An 18,469-nucleotide genomic window follows, 5' to 3' on the forward strand; every position below is an offset into this window, starting at 1 on the left:
TTGAAATCAAAATCTCTAGGGGCGTGAACGCTCCTTTTTCCGTAATCTTGGTGTCTTTACCAAATCTTTATGCGTTTTTTCCGTAGAACCTTGGCCGCAATCCTACGGAGTCATCCATCGCTGGACGTGTAGGGAGCGATCGCACGCCAGAGAAGAGGTTTTGACGGTAAGTTAAGAGACTGAATCTTTTTGTGCTCCCGCGACCCTATGACCGCCGCCGTTGTCCTTGAGAACGTTTGCAAGACTTACAATCAGCGCCCCGTGGTGAACGATCTGTCCTTTACGATCGCGCCGGGGGAAATGTTTGGGCTGCTGGGGCCCAATGGTGCCGGGAAATCGACCACGATTCGGATGGTGACGACCTTGACTCGGCCGAGCAAGGGCCGCATCGAGGTGGCAGGCTACGACGTGGTTCGGGAAGCGCGCCAGGTCAAGCAGTCTCTGGGGGTCGTGCTTCAGCAGACCAGCGTCGACGGCGATCTGTCGGTGTGGGAAAACATGGAGTTTCATGGCCGGCTCCACCACATTCCCAATCCCAAGCGCCGCCAAGAAATCAATCGGTGGCTGGAGTATGTGGAGCTGAGCGATCGCCGAGACGACTTGGTGAAGACGCTCTCTGGCGGCATGAAGCGGCGGCTCCAAATCGCGCGCGCCCTGCTCCATGAGCCCAAAATTCTGTTTCTCGATGAGCCAACCGTGGGGCTGGATCCCCAGACGCGCCGCCGCATCTGGGAAATTATTCGGGAGCTCAATCAGCAGGGCATGACGATGCTCTTGACGACTCACTATATGGAGGAAGTGGAGTATCTCTGCGATCGCATCGGTATCATGGATGGGGGCCGCCTGATCGAGCTGGGCACGCTCCAGGATTTCCGCCAAAAGCACGGTGAGGGCCTCGTGATCAAGCAAACGGGCGATCGCTGGGAGTACCAGTTCTTCCCGACCAAGGCAGAGGCCAACCACTACCTCGACACCCAGACCGACAAGACCGGCCTGATGGTTCGGGAGTCCAATCTGGAAGACATTTTTGTTGAGCTGACGGGGCACAAACTGGATTGATGGCAGTGTCACTAGCAGCCAAAATCGAGGCGATTCTGTATCTGAAGGGGCAGCCGCTGACCCTGGCCGAGATTGCTCAGTTTGCCGGGTGCGATCGCTCGAGCGCCGAAGAAGGCCTGATCACCTTGATCACAGACTACGCCCACCGCGACAGCGCCCTAGAAGTGGTAGAAACGCCCAAGGGCTACAGCTTGCAGCTGCGAGAGGCCTTTCACGAACTGGTCCAGACCCTGGTTCCGGTGGACTTAGGGGTGGGGGCGCTGCGCACTTTGGCGGCGATCGCCCTGCGCGGCCCCATCAGCCAAACTGATCTAGTTGAGCTGCGCGGCTCCGGCGCCTATCAGCACGTCCAGACTCTCGTCGAGCAGGGCTTCGTGCGCAAGCGTCGCCAGTCGGACGGGCGCTCCTTTTGGCTCCAGGTCACCGATAAGTTTTACCAATATTTTCAGATCGAGCAGCTGCCCAAGCTGGTCAGCAAAGCGTCTTCAGAAAGTGTCTAGGCCCTCAGGCGATCGCCCTTACCCCACTAATCTCCCCTTAACCTTCGGTTCTTTCTCCAAAGCAGCATCGGCTTTCCCCAAAAGCCACCACTGTCGATGAGCAGAGCAATAGTTTAGAGTAGAAAATGAGCTGAGCGATTAAGAGACCTTATATGGTGTTTAACCCTGACTTTCTCGGTACCCACAGCGAAGAAGGCCAAGCCAACCCCCTCCTGAAGTATCTTCAGCACCAGTCTCCAGAGGTGCTGGCTCGGGTGGCGCGCTCTGCCAGTCCAGAAATCAAGCAAATCATCTCTCAGAATGTCCAGGGTTTGGTCGGGATGCTGCCCTCGGAGCACTTCAACGTTCAAATCACCACCGACCGAGAAAATCTGGCCGGTCTACTCGCCTCTGCCATGATGACGGGCTATTTTCTGAGCCAAATGGAGCAGCGCATGCAGCTAGAAGCTAGCCTAACGGGCTCGTTCTCTTTGTCCAAAGACGGCAAGGATGACGCTTAGGCTCCAAGGAGTGTCTGAACAGGAAGTCCCGAGCCCCCTAGAAAAGATTACGCATCAGTTGCCTTCTACTGGAAACTGACCCGGTCGTACTGCGATCGCCACAGCCTGGCCAGCGCGATTGATCTCCAGCTTCAGATCTTTGCCAATTTCGCTAGACTCGACGATCACCTGGACCTCTGAGGCATTGTTAACCGTCTTGCCATTGACTTTCACAATCACGTCTCCGGGCTGCAAATCCGCCTGGGCCGCCGGCGAACCCTCAAGCACCCGCACAATCAGCACGCCCTGATCACGGGCAATATTGATCGGCAGCTCGCCCGTTTCGTTGAAGTCTTTGCGCAGGTCTGCGGTCAAGCTCATCATCTGAATGCCCAAGAAGGGATGCTCTGCCCGTCCCTTCGTGACCAGCTGATCGGCAATCCGCAGTGCCGTCTCAATAGGAATTGCAAACCCCAGGCCCTGAGCGTCGGCCCGAATCGCGGTGTTGATCCCGACCACTTCCCCGCGATCGTTGAGGAGGGGGCCGCCGGAGTTGCCGGGGTTGATAGCCGCATCGGTCTGAATGAAGCTCACGCGCTTGTCCGGCACGCCCACCTGGGAGCTCGAGCGGCCAATGGCGCTAATGATGCCAGCAGTGACGGTATTGTCGAGGCCCAGGGGATTGCCAATGGCGATCGCCCATTGTCCTGGCATCAAACTATTCGACCGGCCAATGGACACCGTCGGCAAATCCGACGCCGAAATCTTGATCACGGCCACATCCGTCACCGGATCGGTCCCGACCACCCGCCCGTCCAGCTGCCGCCCGTCCTTGAGCGTCACCTTGACAACATCTGTGCCCGAGACCACGTGGGCATTGGTAATCAGTCGGCCATCCTCTGAGAGAATAAACCCAGAGCCCGTGCCGCGCTCGACGCGTTCTTGAGGCTCCGGGATTGCATTACCAAAAAAGCGCTTGAGCAGCGGATCTTGCAGAGCGCCGGTCAGGTTGTTGCTGACGGTGCGCGAGGCGTCGATGCGGACCACTGCTGGACCTACTCGCTCCACCGCCTGGGCAATGAAGTTGGGGTTGCCCCCTTGGGCCGGCACTCGAGCCGCCGTCTCCTGCTGCGATCGCCGATTGAGCACTACCGGCACCACAGAAGCACTTGGCTGCGGACTGCTCCAGTAGCGGCTTCCCACCAGTCCTGCACCGCCCCCCAGCGCCAACAGAGCCAAATAAATTCCTAACTGCTTTGCCGAAACGCTCATGGTCTAACTTCCTAACCCATAGCTGCGGCAGTGAACCGCTTTTCCAATGTAATCAAAAAAATTTGTGGCTTGGGTCGTCTTCAAAACACGAAACGTCCAGTCATACCAAAGCTGGGGCTAAAGTGAGTACTGAAGGCGACATTCAGGTTTTCGAGGGTTTTGACAAGCCACTCTACCGTGGCATGCGTACAGGTTTCGTAATGCTTGAACAGGAGCGAAAAGCGGCGCTCGAGATAGGGCTTAGCCTGTCGGCAGATCAGCAGCAGCTTGAGCAGCAGGCTGACCGTTGCAGTCGCTCCTAGGTTGGTCGTCAGGTCCAGGAAAACTAGGTGGTGGGGCTTTTGAGGGCTGGCCACCAAAAAGTCGAGCAGGCGGCGCACGGTCCGAACACGCAAAAGTTCGTTGGGCGGCTCAAACTCAGACTGAGCTAAGCAAGCGCTGAGGTGCGATCGCAGTTTTTGGTTGAACTGGTGACTGCCGTAGTCTGTATCCACTGAGGCCGTTAGATACTCATACAGATCGTCTTTGAAGGTCCGATAGTTGCGGGCTTGGCTGCTGTAGACCACAAAGTTTTGGGCCAGGTCCCGGCAGGTTCGCCCTTGGGCCACGGGCTCCATAAACTCTCGCAGAGCAGTGTTGAGCTCGTAGTCTGTCAGGAGCGTGGGATTGGTGACGGAGTGAATAATGCGCTCAGGCTGAGGTACAAGTAGGCCGCTCGCGCGATCGTGCGATCGCCGCTGCTGGTAGGTGATGTAGCGCGACAAATCAACGTCAAACTTGCGCTGAGCCTGGGTCTGGATTTGCTGAATAGCGTGGCGCTGCTCGATGCCTTCGTCCTCGCTCAGCAGGCAGTGCCGATAAAGGTAGGGATAGCGCGGAATCAAAATGCCGAGGGGCTGGGTGTTGAGGCTCTCTGGGGACGCGGCATTTTGCTGTACGAGCACCTGGGCGAGGCGGCGCAGGGCCAGATACTGCTCTGTTTTGATAAATTGCCGAATGAGCTCACGCAGGCGCTTGGTGATGGCTGTGCGGATTTGGCTCGTGGGAGTCTGCTCAAAAAGATCGACTAGGTCTGCGATCGCCGGTTGAAAGCGGATTTGGGTTTGCCAGCGGTTGATTAGGATATAGCAGCAGCGGTTGAGCACAAAGCGGAAGCGCTGCTCCGCCAAGGGCGAAGACACAATTTGGCAGAGTAGGTGCCACACCTCGCGATCGGGGTAACCGATGCCCTCTACAAACAGGCATCGAAAACGCTCAATCATCTGCTGAGGAGACTCTTGCGCCACTAACTCGATCCAGTGGCTATACAGCTGCTCCTCAGGACTCGTTGGGCGGCCATAGTCGTGTGGTATCACCGGGTATTACCTCCGCGAGTGCCTAAGCACCCATGCTTCTGAGCGGGAACGTGCGCGCAGCAAGCTTTAGACCAAATCATCACAAAAGACGCCTAGACGTACTAACCCCCGGCAAAAGCTCCCAGTAGAGCTTTTTGGACAATGCTACAGGTTAGCGCCAAGACTAACAGGGGCGCACAGGTGCACGGTGGATATAAGGGAACTTGTCAGCAGCAACAGACATTGGAACAACGGTCAGAGCTGTTGGCTTGACGATGCCATCCGACAATATAACACTCGCCCTTTTTGCGATCGCTGACCGAGTGGACAGTTTTGCAGCCCTGTCCCAGCACAGGAGCGATCGCCTCTGACCTTCGTCGCCAGCCTTCCCGAATTCGCTCGAGAGTCGCTCCAATGCTCTTAGCTTCAGCGATTAGCTGGCCGCCTGCTCATTCGCCGTTTCGTCGGTCTCCACATAGGTTTGGCCACTATTGGGCAACTCCAGGCAGTACCCGGCACCATAGACCGTCTTGATATAGCGAGGATGGCGAGGATCGGGCTCTAGCTTTGTGCGCAGGTGGCGGATGTGCACCCGAATCGTTTCGATATCATCATCCGGATCGTAACCCCACACCTCCTTGAGGATTTCACTCGGCGACACCGTTTGGCCGTGGCGCTGGAGCAAGCAGTGCAGCAGCTCAAACTCCAAATGAGTCAGCTTCACCGTTTGGGAAAACCAGATAGCCTCAAAGCGCTCCGGAATCAGCGTCAACGGGCCATAGTTGAGGATCTCGCTGTGCTTGGCTGCTTGGGGAATGCGATCGGTCCGACGCAGCAGCGCCCGCACCCGAGCCAGCATTTCTTCGACTTCAAAGGGCTTGGTGAGATAGTCATCGGCCCCAGCATTGAACCCTTCAACCTTATCCTGGGTTTGGCCGAGAGCCGTCAGCATCAATACGGGAATGTCAGAGGTACGCTCATCGCGTCGGAGCCGCTGGCACACCGTAAAGCCGTCCACGCGGGGCAGCATGAGATCCAGCATGATCAGATCGGGCGCTAGCTGCACGGCGAGGGCCTGACCTTTGATGCCATCCTCGGCTTGAGTCACTTCGTAGCCAGCCATTTCTAAGTTGATTGCGACCAATTCGGAAATGGCGGGGTCATCATCGATGACGAGTATTCGAGGCATCACTAATTAAGAATGAAACAGCTGTTTATTATTACGGCTCGCTAAGAACCATCACAGGGATACTAAGAATCCTGTACAGATTATAAGCAGATCTTTTGAAGGCGACGGTGAGCCGCAGACGACACTTCATCACTTTTAATAACCTATTTTCGGGCGGATCCAGTCAAGGACTCGATTCCAGGCCCACCAAGGATCGCGATCGCCATATTGTTGCTGGCAGCGACGGCTACTGAAGTAGCCCACATGACCGCCATATTGGGTGAGGGCTAGGGTAATTGCTGAATTGCCTGCGCACGCAGCTTTTAGATCCGCTGCAACGGACGGATCAAATAGGGGATCATCTGCCGCATACAAAATCAAGGTTGACTTGTTTAAAACGGGCAAGATGGGCAAAGGACTAGAAGCGTCGTAGTATTCCTCTACCGATGCAAATCCTAGTCGCTCAATGACCAGTTCGTGATCGAAGCCCCGAATGCTGTTGGCTCGCTCGATGGCTGCTGGATCGAAGTGGCCGGGATGCTGATCATGGAGCTGCCACGCCAGTTTTTTGAGTCCTTTGGCGATCGCCTGCTCGAGGTAGCGGCCCAGGGGATGCCGAACCAAATAGGTCAAAGAGCGGTTGGAGTCGAGGTTTGGGCAGATCACCGCTCCGCCGCCAATATCCCCAGACTCCAGGCCCAGGGCGGGCAGGGGCTCCATGACCTGAGCCGCTTTGACGCCCCACAGGGCGAGCTGGCCGCCCAGGGAGTAGCCGGTAAACCACAGCGGCGCGGGACAGCCCAGGGCCTTGGCCTGGGCGGCGATGCGCACGAAGTCTTCGCCTTCGTAGAGGCCGTCGGAGGTCAAGACCGGGGATAGCTCTGCGCTTTTGCCGTGGGCGCGCCAGTCAAAGAGGACCACGGCAAAGCCTTGGGCGTAGGCCTTGCGGCCCAAAATCCGCAGAAACCACTGGTTTTCGAGGGTGCCGGTGATGCCGTAGGTGCCGACGATGGTGGCCTTCGGATGCTCTGGGATGGCCACCCAGCCAAAGAGCGGAACGTCGCCAGCACCGGTAAAGTAGGCTTCCTGATAGGGCGGCTCGGGCTCGAGGGTGTGGGGCTCCCAGTGCTGGTCATTCCACAGGGCGGTGTACAGGGTCATGGCCAGCCCGCTGCGCAAAAACCAGGGCGGCGAAAAGGCGAAGGATTCCATGAAGTTTTGTGACTGACTGGTTCTATTGTTAACGACAAAGGGCGATCGCCGCAGAAAACGCCCAGGCCGCAGTCCTTCCTAGAGCAGGCGCAGCTGGGTGTTGCCGTCAGAGCGAACCGCCAAAGGGGCGATCGCCTCATCGGTGAGCGCGTCTTCCTCGTCCGTCACCTCCAGCAGCTGCTGGGCCGCCTCCAGCAAGTCAGCCTCGATATCTTGCAGATCTTCGCGGCTGGTGAGGTAGGTTTGCAGGGCACGCAGGGGATCTAGGCTGGCTTCGGCGGCCAGCTCGGGCAGCCGAGGTCGGGCCAACTGGCTGATCAGCTCGGGCTGAATGGTATAGCTGTGGGCCGCTTTGAGGGCTTGGTGCAGGACTTGGTTGTCGATTTGGTCGAGCTGCTCGGAGCGGACCTGGTAAATCAGCCGAATCACGGCCTCGGCGATCGGGGCTTTGGCGATCGCCTTGAGCAGGACCTCCTGGGGCTCGTCCTGGGTGGACACATCGACCCGGAGCGTGCGAAAAGGTCGCGCTGGCACCGGACAAAACGCCATCGTCGTCTCGCCCCGCGCCAAGTTCACCAGCACATAGCCCTTCTCTTCGTCCTCTTCGCTAAAGTCCACCCGCTCCAGACTGCCGGGATAGACCACCGGCGGCGACTCGCACAGCACCTGATGGCGATGCACATGACCCAGGGCCACATAGTCAAAACAGGGCCGCGTCAGCAGCGCCAAAGGAATCGTGAAACCCTTGCCCACCGCCAAAAATCGCTCGGCACCAAAGCGCGCTGTATCCGTCATCAAGTGTGCAAGCAGAACCGTCGGCACCGCCGGATCGAGCTGGCGAATTTCTCCTTCGAGGGCCACGCCTAGCCGATCGATCAAAAGCTGGCTGACGTCGGCTAGGGACATGCCTTCGGTTTCGGGGCGGGTCAGCAGGGTCGAGCGGGTCACCCAGGGCAGGGTGATCACCTGAACCGGGCCTTGGCGGGTTTCGAGGCGATGGGTCGTGAGGCGATCGCCCACCACAAAGCCCGGCACCCCCAGGGTGCGATAAATGCACAGGCTCGCGCCGCCCTGGCCCTGGGAGTGCTGGTCGTGGTTGCCCACCAGCAGCACCGTGGGAATCTGGGCATCGACTAGGCGGCGAAACTGGCTGGCAAAGGCCTCTTGGACGTAGGGCGGCGGCGTGGCATCCGGGAAGGCATCCCCGCCAAACAGCACCAGGTCCACGGGTTCCTTGATGGCGCGATCGATACAGAGGCGCAGGGTCGTGACAAAGTCTTCCAGGCGCGTGTTTAGGCCCGTTTCGGGATTGATGCGGCCGTGGGCAAAGCCGCTGCCCATATGAATATCGGAGAGATGGAGGACTTTGATCATGGCGATGAAGCCTCGGGCCTGGCCCAAGCGGGGGTCTGCGGATGTCGCCTACCACGCTAGCAAAGGAAACGAGCGCGCGACCGGGCGATCGCGGGATTCTACATCGCCCCAGCCCAAGGACTTGGCACGAATCTGGGGTTTCATCTGTATCAAAGCGGAGAGGGTCTGTATCTTTTGACATAGCCCCATGGAGCCCCAGAGAGTCTTTCAAACGCGGCCTTTCTCAGCCAACGCCTCTCTGGCCCTTGAATTTATGTCGTTTACTGCACTGGAATCGTTATGAGCAAGCGCAAGCGTTTTGATAGCCGCTCTGGCAGCCCTTGGCGATCGCTGGCGGCCCTTGCCCTGGTTGTGGCCCCCATGGTCGGGACAGACGCAGCCCTGGCCGAAAAGCCCGAACACCGCAAGCAGCTCCTGGAAACCCGACGCTGCATCAGCTGCGACCTCAGCAACGGCGACTATGGGCGGGCGAACCTCAGCGGCTTTGACCTGAGCAACAGCAACCTCGAGAACGCCGACTTCGAGAGCGCCGACCTGCAACGCACCGACTTTAGCAGCGCGAACCTGCGGCGGGCCGACCTGGAGCGGGCGGACCTAGAGCGGGCGGACTTTCAAAGCGCCATTCTCAACGGGGCAGACCTGAGCAACAGCGACTTGAGCTATGCCAACTTGAGCAATAGCGATCTGAGCTATGCCGACCTGTCGGGCAGCGACCTAGACGGCGCCAACTTTTGGGGCGCGAATCTTTTCCAGGCCAACTTCGATCGCACCAATCTGAGCAATATTTCTCTCAATGGGGCGCGCCTGGAAGGGGCCAACCTGAGCAATGCTTACTTGTCGGAGTACACGCTGCGATCGGCTCGCCTAAGCGGGGTCAACCTGCGGGGGGCCAACCTGAGTAACTTCAATCTCAATGGCGTCGATCTGAGCAATGCAGACCTCAGCGGGGCAAACCTGGCGGGCGCAAATCTGCGCGGGGCCAATCTGCGGGGCACCAACATTGACGGGGCGAACCTGAATGGCGCTGATCTGCGGGGGGCCGACGTGGACTTTCGCAGTGTGCCCACGGGGAATTTTCAGGCGGAGGCCAGTGACTTTAGCCGGTGGGGCGAGAGCCTGTTTCGGCGCGGGGACCAGCGGGGGGCGATCGCCTTTTACGAGCGCGCCTTGAGCCTGGAGCCCAACAATGTCGCCGTGATCGTCAGCCGGGGCAACGCTCTGCGCGCCATGCGGGACTATCCGGGAGCCCTGGCGGACTACGAGCGGGCGATCGCCATCAACAGCAACTACGCCCCGGCCTACAACAACCGCGGCCTGGTCTATCGCTACCAAAACAACCTAGAAGGGGCGATCGCCGAATATGGCCGCGCCATCGAGGCAGACCCCAGCTACGCCGAGGCCTACAACAACCGGGCCTATGCCTACGCCGCCCAGCGCAACTACGAGCAGGTGATCGCCGATGCGTCCCAGGCGATTCGCATCAACGGTAAGTACGCTGCGGCCTACAACGTGCGCAGCCTCGCCCGCTTCGAAAAAGGAGACTACCAGGGCGCCCTCGAAGACGGCCACCGCGCCATTGACTCCTCGGACGGGTACGCCGACGCCTTCTTTAACCGGGGTCGCGCCCGCCTGCGCCTGGGCGACCCGCGAGAAGCGACCAAAGACCTCGATCGCGCTATCGAGCTGAATGAAGGCATGGTGGACGCCTACTATTACCGGGGCCTCGCCCGCTTCGATCGCGAAAAATACGAGGACGCAGTCAAGGACTACGATCGCGTCCTCAGCCGCGACCCCAGCTACGCCGCCGCTTACCACCACCGGGGCTTGGCCTACCAGCAGCTCAAGAAAATGCCCCAGGCAATCGCCGACTGGCAGCAGGCGATCGCCCTCTACGAGCGGCAAAGCAACATCGAGCAGCAGGACATCGTCCAAGCGCTGCTCGACCAGGTCCAGGGTCCAGGCACAGTTCCCAACCGCACCGTGCCGACGACTGCCCCAAGCCCCTAGGGCGATTCCTAGGTGGTGTACTCGGCGTTGATGCGCACGTAGTCGTAGCTGAGATCGCAGCCCCAAGCCGTCCCCTGACCGGGTCCAGCACCGATCTTGACGGCGATCGCCACGGTATCTCCTTGCAGATAGACCCCCTGGGCCGCCTGCTTGAGATAGTCGCTGGCCGCCGCCCGGTCAAAGGCCAGAGGCTGGCCCCGGTCCATCAGCAAAAAGTCACCCAGCTTGATTTGCAGCTCGTCTTGATCGAAGGGCACATCGGCTCGGCCCGCCGCCGCCGCGATCCGGCCCCAGTTTGGGTCGCGGCCAAAAATCGCCGACTTCACCAGAGACGATCCGGCAATGGTGCGGGCCACCTTGCGAGCCGAGACATCGTCCGGAGCGCCGCTCACCTGGACCTCGACCAGGCAGGTTGCGCCCTCGCCGTCGCGGGCGATCGCCTTGGCCAGGTGAATACACACCGCCGTCAGCATCGCCTCTAGGCGCTCCGCCTCCGGCCCCATCTCGGTGATCGCCGGAGTCCGGGACTGGCCATTGGCCAAGGCAATCAGAGAATCATTGGTGCTGGTGTCCCCGTCCACCGTGATTTGGTTAAAGCTGCGCTCCGCCGCTCGGCTGACCATCTGCTGCCACAGGTGAGGCGCGACCGAGGCGTCGCAGGTCACAAAAGCGAGCATCGTCGCCATGTTGGGATGGATCATGCCCGAGCCCTTGGCGATGCCGCCGATGCGCACGGGGCGGCTTTCCTTGGCAGCGGTGCTGCGGACCGGCAGGTGGGTCTCAAGGGCGATCGCCTTCGTCACCAGATCCGTGGTGATGATGGCCTGGGAAGCCTGGTCCGATCCGGTGCTAGAAGCCGCTTCGACCAGCGCCGGAATGCCCGATCGCATCGCGTCCATCTTGATGCGCTGGCCGATCACCCCCGTCGAAGCCACCAGCACCGTGTCTGCTGGAATCTTCAGGGCCTGGGCCAGCAGCTCGGCGCTTTCGAGGGCGTCTCGCCAGCCCTGCTCGCCGGTGCCTGCATTTGCCTGACCGGCATTACACAAAATGGCTCGCGCGCTAAGCTTAGCTTGCAATCGCTGACGGCAGTAGTCCACACAGGCAGCGCGAACCTGGCTCGTCGTGAAGACACCCGCCGCGATCGCATCCACTTCTGAATAGATCAAGGCCAAGTCCGGTGCTCCCGAAGGCTTGAGTCCCGCCGTGATGCCCGCTGCCTGGTACCCCTTGGGAGCCGTCACGCCCCCCGGAATTTCCTGCCAATCCGCCATGGTTTCTCCTTCACCGTCAGATTGCTTGAGAGCGGATTATATCAGCCTTTGAGCGATCGCTTGTGCCAGCGCAGCCGGGACGCAAACCCCCACAAAAGGAAAAGGGGAGCCCCGCCAAAGCGAACCTCCCCTTACATCAGGGTGCATCTACTTATCACAGTATGCCATTGAGGGGGTGAGGGGTGATACCCCCTTTATCTAACTTTTAAGTTCGCCGCCAAAAGATCTGGATTCTCAGACATCCAAACATTTGGCCCAAACCCTCACCGGCCAAAGGTTCTAGCGCTGCCCAGCCAAGGGTCAATTGCGAAGATATAGAAGATCGCCGGAGCAACCCCCAACCGCAGCAGGGCCGGGGGCTGGCCCTTTGGGAGCTGAACAGCACTCGATCGCGCCCAAACCCAGAGGCAGCGCGATCGCCCTCCGAAGCGCTTTGAGGCCCTTGGCGTGTCAACCAGATCGTGCTTCGATGGTATTCGTCCAAGTCCCGCCGGGACGCCCCTGGGAATTTCCTTCACGAGAAAGCCATGACTGAGCCGAGCGCCTACCGCATCGAAAAAGACTCTATGGGAGAGCGGCAGATTCCTGAGAGTGCCTACTATGGCATTCAAACGCTGCGGGCGACCGAGAACTTCCCCATCAGTGGCCTCAAGCCGCTGCCGACCTACGTCGAGGCCTGCGTGCTGATCAAGAAAGCCGCGGCGATCGCCAACGGACAGCTCGGCTGCATTTCGGCGGAGATGGCCCAGGCGATCGTCCAAGCCGCAGACGAAGTCCTGGCGGGCAGCCTGCGAGAGCAGTTTGTGGTGGACGTTTACCAGGCAGGGGCCGGCACCTCCCACCACATGAACGTCAACGAAGTCTTGGCCAACCGGGCGCTAGAGCTGCTGGGAGACCAAAAGGGCAACTACGGGCGCGTCAGCCCCAACGACCACGTGAACTACGGCCAGTCCACCAACGACGTGATTCCCACGGCGATCCGGGTGGGCGGCCTGCTGGCCCTTGAGCGGACCCTGATTCCGGCGCTTACCGAGGCCATCACCGCCCTCGACGCCAAGGCCGACGAATTCCAGAACATCATTAAATCTGGCCGCACCCACCTCCAGGATGCCGTGCCCGTTCGCCTGGGCGAGTCCTTCCGGGCCTGGGCTCAGATCCTGATGGACCACCTAGTGCGCATCGAAACGGCGGCCACTGACCTGACCCTGCTGGGTCTGGGCGGCAGCGCGGCGGGCACCGGCCTCAACACCCATCCCCAGTACCGCTTTCGCGTCGCTGAGATCCTGGGAGAGCTGATCGACCAGCCCCTCAAGCCCGCCCCCCACCTAATGGCCGCGATGCAGAGCATGGGGCCCTTTGTGGCGGTGTCCGGCACCCTGCGCAACCTGGCCCAGGACCTGGCCAAGATTTCCCATGACCTGCGTCTGATGGACTCCGGCCCCAAAACCGGCTTTAAAGAAATCCAGCTGCCGCCCGTGCAGCCCGGTTCGTCCATCATGCCCGGGAAATACAACCCCGTGATGGCGGAAATGACCTCCATGGTGTGCTTCCAGGTGATGGGCTACGACGCCGCGATCGCCCTTGCCGCCCAGGCTGGCCAGCTCGAGCTCAACGTGATGATGCCGCTGATCGCCTACAACTTGATTCAGAGCATCGAGATTTTGGGCAACACCATCGCCGCCCTGACCGAGCGCTGTCTCAAGGGCATCACCGCCAGCGAGGAGCGCTGCTTGGCCTACGCCGAGGGCAGTCTGGCCCTGGTGACCGCCCTCAACACCCACATTGGCTATCTCAACGCTGCGGCCGTCGCCAAGGAATCTCTGGAAACCGGCAAGTCTCTGCGCCAGATCGTGCTCGAAAAGGGCCTAATGGACGAGGCAACATTAGCCGAAGTCTTGAATCTGGCCGAAATGAGCCAAATGCCGCCGAATCAAGCCTAGTTTAGGCATTTGGGGCGATCGCCTTTTAGAGAGCGATCGCCCCGTCTCGCCCAGTCCTAGGGAGTCGGCAGGGTCGCCGCGAAGGCCTGAATCGCTTTCCAGTAGCGATCGCCCGCCACCGCCACCAAGTCATTGTGGCCAGCGCCCTCCACCCACAAAAACTGCGTCGGGCCGGGAGCCTTGGCCAGCAGCCGCTCGCCGTGCCTCAGGGGGATCAGCTCGTCCTCGGTCCCGTGAATCACCAGCACCGGACACTCGACGCGACGAATTTTCGCCAAATTCGAAAACTTGTCAAAGGGAAATAGCGGCACCTGGGTCATCACCACGAAGGCCGAGGTAAAGGCGCTTTCAAGGATCAAGCCCGCCACAGGAACTTCGCGCGCCAAATCCACGCTAGGCCCTGAGCCCACCGATCGCCCGTGCAAAATGATCTGCTCCGGCGGCACCTTGAGGGTTTCCGTCAGGTAGCGGTAGGCCGCGCGAATGTCCCGATAGGCGTTGCCCTCGGTGGCGCGGCCCTCGCTCAGGCCGTAGCTCCGATAGTCGTAGGCAAAAACCGAAAAGCCCGCCGCCTGGAGATCTTGCAGGATCGGGTAAATGTATCCCAGATCTTCCGCGTTGCCGTGGCTGTAGAGCAGGGTGTAGCGGGCCTGGGGATTGCGCAGGTAGGTCGCCGCGATCGCCACGCCCTCAGCACTGGGAATCTTGATCAAGTTGGCATTGGCGACGTAGCTGGCAGGCGGCGGCTGAAAGATCAGCCGGTCGGAGAAAAAGAAGGCATACAGCGCGATCGCCCCATAGATAAACAGGAGCGATCGCCCCAAGCGTCCCCAAGTCAAAGGGCCAATCAGCTTGGACCACACAGGATGCTGGAGCATAAAGCCTTTTAGCGGGTCAGCGACGGCTGGCGGCTAACCATCTGCACAAAGTTGGCCAGGATCTTCAGGCCCGCGTCCGAGGACTTCTCGGGGTGAAACTGCACGGCCATCAGGTTGTCGCGGGCGATCGCCGCCGTCACGGTCTGGTTGCCGTGGCTCACCGTCGCGGCGCGCACCTGCGGATCGCGCGGCTCCACATAGTAGGAGTGCACAAAATATACCCAGGGATCTGCGGGCAGGTCTTGCCACAGGGGCGACGCGGGCTGGGTGAGCTGGAGCTGATTCCAGCCCATGTGCGGAATGGTCATTCCCGGCTCGGACCGAAAGCGCTTCACCGTCCCGGGCACAATGCCCAAGCCTGGTTCCCGGCCCTCTTCGCTCGACTCAAACAAAATCTGGAGCCCCAGGCAGATCCCCAGGAAAGGCTTGCCGCTCGCGATCGCCGCCCGAATCGGCTCCTCGAGCTGCCGCGATCGCAAATGGTCTACCGCCGGATCAAAGGCTCCTACCCCCGGCAGCACAATCCCCTCTGCACGGGCAATTTCGCTCGCAGAATCCGTGACAACAGGCGTTGCTCCCGCATTCTCCAGCCCCTTGCAGACGGAGTGAAGGTTGCCCATGTCGTAGTCAATCACGGCGATCACAGCCATGGCCTTGTCCTGAATATTTTGAGTCAATCTTCCTCTGAAACTATAGCGCGATCGCCCTATGGGCTCGATCGCTCAGCTCCTCGAGAGGCCTCCTGCCAAGGCTTCGTCACCTTCTAGCATAGGGACACCCGGAGGCCGGTCTCAGGATTTTTGCGGAGATCTCCGAGATCCCGCACAGCTGCTCTGTAGATATTTCGTGAGTCCACGAAAATCGTCATTGTTGGCCATGCGTCTCCAAGATATCTACGCCTCAGGGCAGCCTCTCCACCTGGATCGCCTCCCCTCCTATCCGCACCTCGTCCGTCAAATCCAAATTCGTCTTTCGGCCCTAGAGCTCTTGCCCCCCGCTAGCATTGATGGCATCTACGGCCCCCGCACCGCCTCCGGTCTCCAAGCCTTCAACCGAGCCTTCGGCCTGAGCCCCTACTTCATCGATCGCTGGACTGCCAAGCACCTCATCGAAGCCAAGTCCCTCCCCAATCCCTTCACGCTGGGACAGCCGCCCCGCCGTCTCCAGGAGCAGGACTACGCCGAAGTGGCCGTACGACTGAGCGTCGAGGTCGCCGTGATCAAAGCCGTGGTCCAAGTCGAGAGTAGCGGCGCTGGCTTCCTCAGCGATGGCCGTCCCAAAATCTTGTTTGAGGCCACCTGGTTTAGCCACTTCACCGAAAGCCGCTACGATCACCTTCACAGCAACCTGTCCAGCGCCAAGTGGGACCGCTCCCTCTACAAAGGAGGACTGGCCGAATGGCGCCGCCTCAATGCCGCGATCGCCCTCTCTCCCAAATCTGCTCTGAAGTCCGCTAGCTGGGGACTGTTTCAGATCATGGGCTTCAACCATCCCCTGTGCGGCTACGCCAACATCGAGGACTACGTCACCGACATGCAGCGCAGCGAAGGCCATCAGCTGCGCGCCTTCGTCGCCTTCATCGAAAACCAGGGCCTCAGCAAGTACTTGCGCAATCGAGACTGGGCCGGATTTGCTTATCACTACAACGGGCCGAGCTACGCCACGCTGGCCTACGACCATAAGCTCGCCAGCGCCTACTCCGCTTATTTGGCCGAAGACATCGCCTTGGGAGCGCCTGTTGTCTAGGCGCGGCTGAAGTACTGCTGAAGCCGGACCTTGGACGTGACGTAGAGGGGAAACTGGCAGTGTTCGGCCACCAGCCAGGCCACCAGTCCCAGATGAAAACAAAATGTCAGGCCTGCCCAGGCCAGGGGTAGCCACGCCCCCCGACTCCCTGGCAGGGGCGGAAACATGTAGCCCGACAGCAGCACCAGCGCCGTGGGCAAAACCGTCAGCGTGATTCCTACGCCAAACAGCAAAATCGTCGTATCCCAAGGTCCCTGACGAGCGCTCCGCCACTGGCGGCCATCCCAGCGCCAGGCTAGACGCTGAGAGCTGTCTGCCACCTGAAGCGTTTGCTCGCGGAGGTTGGCCGTGAAAATGTGCCGGCAGAAGTTACAGCTGTAGGCTTCCATGAGGGCGAGAGCAGACAGCTCGCCATGACGACACATGGGACACAGATAGGTGTCGTTTAGATCTAGGGGACGGGCGATCGCTTTTTCGGGCGATCGCCCTTGGAGATCGCGTGCGTCTGACGCAAAGTCTCTGGGCATGGGAGTGTTCCTGCAAACCTCTTGCGAACCAAGGGCAGCCGTGCAAAGACACTACCGAGGTCAGGGGCTAGCGGCTAGCGATCGTGCGATCGCTGCCCACGGGCCGAACCACCTCAATACCACCCTGCTCTAGGATAACGACTGGCTCCCCGCCCGATCGCATTTCGATGCGCTTGACCCGCACTTTGCCATCAGCCAGCGAGTCGCCAGCCGAGACATACCGGCTCGAGGTTTCGTTGGGCACCTTCACAATGGCGCTGACTCTGCCGCTCGCCTCCAAGATACCGCTGACTTCTACCGCGCTAGCGATGCTCGTCGGCGACTCGGGCAGGGCGGGCTTGACTGGCGCTGCGGGCACCGTTAGGCCATTCACGGGGGCGCTAGCTGCGCCAGGCGACAGGTTTGGCACGCTGGTGGTCGAAATGGCCGGCAGCGGCGTTCCTGCCTTGGGCTTGTCCTGGGCCTCAGGAACGGGCGGCATTTTGGGCACCCGGCCCGCAGCGGTGCCAGCAGGCGGAGTGACTTTACCCGGGATGACGACTGGGGTCGTGGGCACCATAGCGAAGGGATCGGTGCGGCCGACGGACACCTGGGGCAGTCGGGCGGTGGGATTGGTGGACTGGAGCAGACCCGGCGCGCCGCCTTGGGCCGTTGCAACCATGGGCTGTGAAAAATTCGCGGGCTTCTTCTGGGCAGCGGTGGGCGCTGCGGGTGCTGCCGGGGCTTGGGCGGCGGGTGACGGGGCCGGAGTTTCGGCCTCCGGTTCGCTGCTGCATGCCGTAAGCAGCAGCATTACAGCACTGGCGCTGCAGAGCCACTGACGTTGGTTCATGGACACTCCCCAAATTTTCCCCTTAGGATAGCCCCTCTTGATCCGGAAGCAACACCCTTGATCGCCCATATGGCAAGAAGAAAATTGGAGATTTTCTAGCTTGATCGCTAGAGGTGAGGAAAAGGCCTGAGTGGGCGAGGCTTTCGGGCGATCGCGCTCTCCCAAATTTCGCTTTCAAAAGTTGAGAACTTCCACCCATACCCGAGCGGCATGGGTGGCGAAGGGATCACGCCAGAGATTCCTGGCAGTGAATAGGGGCAAGGGCGGTATTTGCGATGCGCTGGCGCTTGAGGGTACGGAGCTGTTCTAGCAGGTTGTCAGCTTGGTGCTGAAGGTCCAACAGCTCTGCTTGCTGATCGGCACGATAGAGGGAGGTGACCTTCTCCGAGGTTGTAGCGGGGGAGGAGACAGGGATCACATCGCTGCTGGAATTCCCATCGTGCACAGCCGTAGCGGTGGCAGAGGTACGAGATAGGTAATCAGCCATTGGTGAAAGTAGTAATTTGTACTTAGCGTAGGCTACCTCGCTATTCTAGCGGGCTGCCCAGGGAGGATTGTATGCGATGTGGCGGTTTTTGAAGTGGTTTGTGCGGGCGAATTGCTCCCTAGATTGAGGGTTTAGCATACCGGCGGCGATCGCTTTTTGAAAGACACACCCCCACGGGCTAGATGCGGGCGATCGCCTCAAAACCAGGTCCATGGGCCTAGAACCACTCTTTCCCCCGTGGACCCCCTGAATCCGGACCTCCCAGAGAGGGTAAACTAATTGATACGATCTAGAGATCGCTGAGGGAAAGCAGAGAGTGTCCCAGCTGCCAAAAGCGCTGAGATCCTCAACAATTGTGTGCGAGCTTCTGCTTTGACGGT

At 60.0% G+C, this 18,469-nt stretch carries 17 protein-coding genes; 6 read left to right on the forward strand and 11 right to left on the reverse strand.

The window, feature by feature from the left end:
* The first annotated feature begins 207 nt into the window (after nucleotides 1–207).
* The 3 genes from GEI7407_RS17535 (at nucleotide 208) to GEI7407_RS17545 (ending at nucleotide 2,059) form a co-directional block, all read left to right on the forward strand.
* Nucleotides 208–1,059, forward strand: a complete 852-nt coding sequence (locus GEI7407_RS17535) for an ABC transporter ATP-binding protein (protein WP_015173550.1) — start codon at nucleotides 208–210, stop codon at nucleotides 1,057–1,059.
* Nucleotides 1,059–1,559: an SMC-Scp complex subunit ScpB gene (scpB, locus tag GEI7407_RS17540; protein ID WP_015173551.1), complete on the forward strand. Its 501-nt coding sequence runs from the start codon at nucleotides 1,059–1,061 to the stop codon at nucleotides 1,557–1,559. Before GEI7407_RS17535 ends, scpB begins: the two co-directional genes overlap by 1 nt.
* Nucleotides 1,560–1,711: 152 nt before the next feature.
* Nucleotides 1,712–2,059 (forward strand): DUF760 domain-containing protein, encoded by a 348-nt coding sequence (locus GEI7407_RS17545; protein WP_015173552.1) that lies wholly within the window; start codon nucleotides 1,712–1,714, stop codon nucleotides 2,057–2,059.
* A 54-nt stretch (nucleotides 2,060–2,113) separates the two neighbouring features.
* Here GEI7407_RS17545 and GEI7407_RS17550 read toward each other — a convergent pair whose 3' ends face one another.
* From GEI7407_RS17550 to sbcD, 5 genes are all read right to left on the reverse strand, one after another.
* Nucleotides 2,114–3,310: an HhoA/HhoB/HtrA family serine endopeptidase gene (locus GEI7407_RS17550; RefSeq protein ID WP_015173553.1), complete on the reverse strand. Its 1,197-nt coding sequence runs from the start codon at nucleotides 3,308–3,310 to the stop codon at nucleotides 2,114–2,116.
* Nucleotides 3,311–3,390: 80 nt separating this feature from the next.
* A complete protein-coding gene (locus tag GEI7407_RS17555) occupies nucleotides 3,391–4,665 on the reverse strand; it encodes a hypothetical protein (protein WP_015173554.1) in 1,275 nt (424 codons plus the stop codon).
* A 412-nt stretch (nucleotides 4,666–5,077) separates the two neighbouring features.
* Nucleotides 5,078–5,833 carry a response regulator transcription factor gene (locus tag GEI7407_RS17560; protein ID WP_015173555.1) on the reverse strand — a complete coding sequence of 252 codons (756 nt, stop codon included), beginning with the start codon at nucleotides 5,831–5,833 and terminating at the stop codon, nucleotides 5,078–5,080.
* A 135-nt stretch (nucleotides 5,834–5,968) separates the two neighbouring features.
* The gene (locus GEI7407_RS17565; protein WP_015173556.1) at nucleotides 5,969–7,024 is read right to left on the reverse strand and encodes a YheT family hydrolase; all 1,056 of its coding nucleotides are present in this window, start codon (nucleotides 7,022–7,024) and stop codon (nucleotides 5,969–5,971) included.
* A gap of 78 nt (nucleotides 7,025–7,102) precedes the next feature.
* Nucleotides 7,103–8,398, reverse strand: a complete 1,296-nt coding sequence (gene sbcD / locus GEI7407_RS17570; RefSeq protein ID WP_015173557.1) for an exonuclease subunit SbcD — start codon at nucleotides 8,396–8,398, stop codon at nucleotides 7,103–7,105.
* Nucleotides 8,399–8,677: 279 nt separating this feature from the next.
* Here sbcD and GEI7407_RS17575 point away from each other — a divergent pair, with 279 nt between their 5' ends.
* Nucleotides 8,678–10,405, forward strand: coding sequence for a pentapeptide repeat-containing protein (locus GEI7407_RS17575; RefSeq protein ID WP_015173558.1), 1,728 nt, complete (start codon nucleotides 8,678–8,680; stop codon nucleotides 10,403–10,405).
* 8 nt (nucleotides 10,406–10,413) lie between these two features.
* On the opposite strand, the gene argJ is transcribed toward GEI7407_RS17575, so the two are convergent.
* Nucleotides 10,414–11,679 carry a bifunctional ornithine acetyltransferase/N-acetylglutamate synthase gene (argJ, locus tag GEI7407_RS17580; RefSeq protein ID WP_015173559.1) on the reverse strand — a complete coding sequence of 422 codons (1,266 nt, stop codon included), beginning with the start codon at nucleotides 11,677–11,679 and terminating at the stop codon, nucleotides 10,414–10,416.
* Between the two features lie 527 nt (nucleotides 11,680–12,206).
* Between argJ and GEI7407_RS17585 the strand changes: the two genes are divergently transcribed.
* Nucleotides 12,207–13,619, forward strand: coding sequence for an aspartate ammonia-lyase (locus GEI7407_RS17585; protein WP_015173560.1), 1,413 nt, complete (start codon nucleotides 12,207–12,209; stop codon nucleotides 13,617–13,619).
* Nucleotides 13,620–13,675: 56 nt separating this feature from the next.
* Here the strand turns inward: GEI7407_RS17585 and GEI7407_RS17590 are convergent, their stop codons facing one another.
* Both GEI7407_RS17590 and hisH read right to left on the reverse strand, forming a co-directional pair.
* Nucleotides 13,676–14,497 carry an alpha/beta hydrolase gene (locus GEI7407_RS17590; RefSeq protein WP_015173561.1) on the reverse strand — a complete coding sequence of 274 codons (822 nt, stop codon included), beginning with the start codon at nucleotides 14,495–14,497 and terminating at the stop codon, nucleotides 13,676–13,678.
* A gap of 8 nt (nucleotides 14,498–14,505) precedes the next feature.
* The gene (gene hisH, locus GEI7407_RS17595; protein WP_015173562.1) at nucleotides 14,506–15,147 is read right to left on the reverse strand and encodes an imidazole glycerol phosphate synthase subunit HisH; all 642 of its coding nucleotides are present in this window, start codon (nucleotides 15,145–15,147) and stop codon (nucleotides 14,506–14,508) included.
* Between the two features lie 226 nt (nucleotides 15,148–15,373).
* Between hisH and GEI7407_RS20810 the strand changes: the two genes are divergently transcribed.
* Nucleotides 15,374–16,243, forward strand: coding sequence for an N-acetylmuramidase family protein (locus GEI7407_RS20810; RefSeq protein WP_015173563.1), 870 nt, complete (start codon nucleotides 15,374–15,376; stop codon nucleotides 16,241–16,243).
* Here the strand turns inward: GEI7407_RS20810 and GEI7407_RS17605 are convergent.
* The 3 genes from GEI7407_RS17605 to GEI7407_RS17615 all read right to left on the reverse strand — a co-directional run bounded on the left by GEI7407_RS17605 (nucleotide 16,240) and on the right by GEI7407_RS17615 (nucleotide 18,089).
* The gene (locus tag GEI7407_RS17605) at nucleotides 16,240–16,770 is read right to left on the reverse strand and encodes a hypothetical protein (protein ID WP_015173564.1); all 531 of its coding nucleotides are present in this window, start codon (nucleotides 16,768–16,770) and stop codon (nucleotides 16,240–16,242) included. The two genes, GEI7407_RS20810 and GEI7407_RS17605, sit on opposite strands and share 4 nt — an antisense overlap.
* Nucleotides 16,771–16,837: 67 nt before the next feature.
* Nucleotides 16,838–17,602 (reverse strand): hypothetical protein, encoded by a 765-nt coding sequence (locus GEI7407_RS17610; RefSeq protein WP_015173565.1) that lies wholly within the window; start codon nucleotides 17,600–17,602, stop codon nucleotides 16,838–16,840.
* 226 nt (nucleotides 17,603–17,828) lie between these two features.
* Nucleotides 17,829–18,089: a hypothetical protein gene (locus tag GEI7407_RS17615; protein ID WP_015173566.1), complete on the reverse strand. Its 261-nt coding sequence runs from the start codon at nucleotides 18,087–18,089 to the stop codon at nucleotides 17,829–17,831.
* Nucleotides 18,090–18,469: the final 380 nt, after the last annotated feature.

The sequence above is a fragment of the Geitlerinema sp. PCC 7407 genome, from assembly GCF_000317045.1.
Lineage (GTDB): Bacteria > Cyanobacteriota > Cyanobacteriia > PCC-7407 > PCC-7407 > PCC-7407.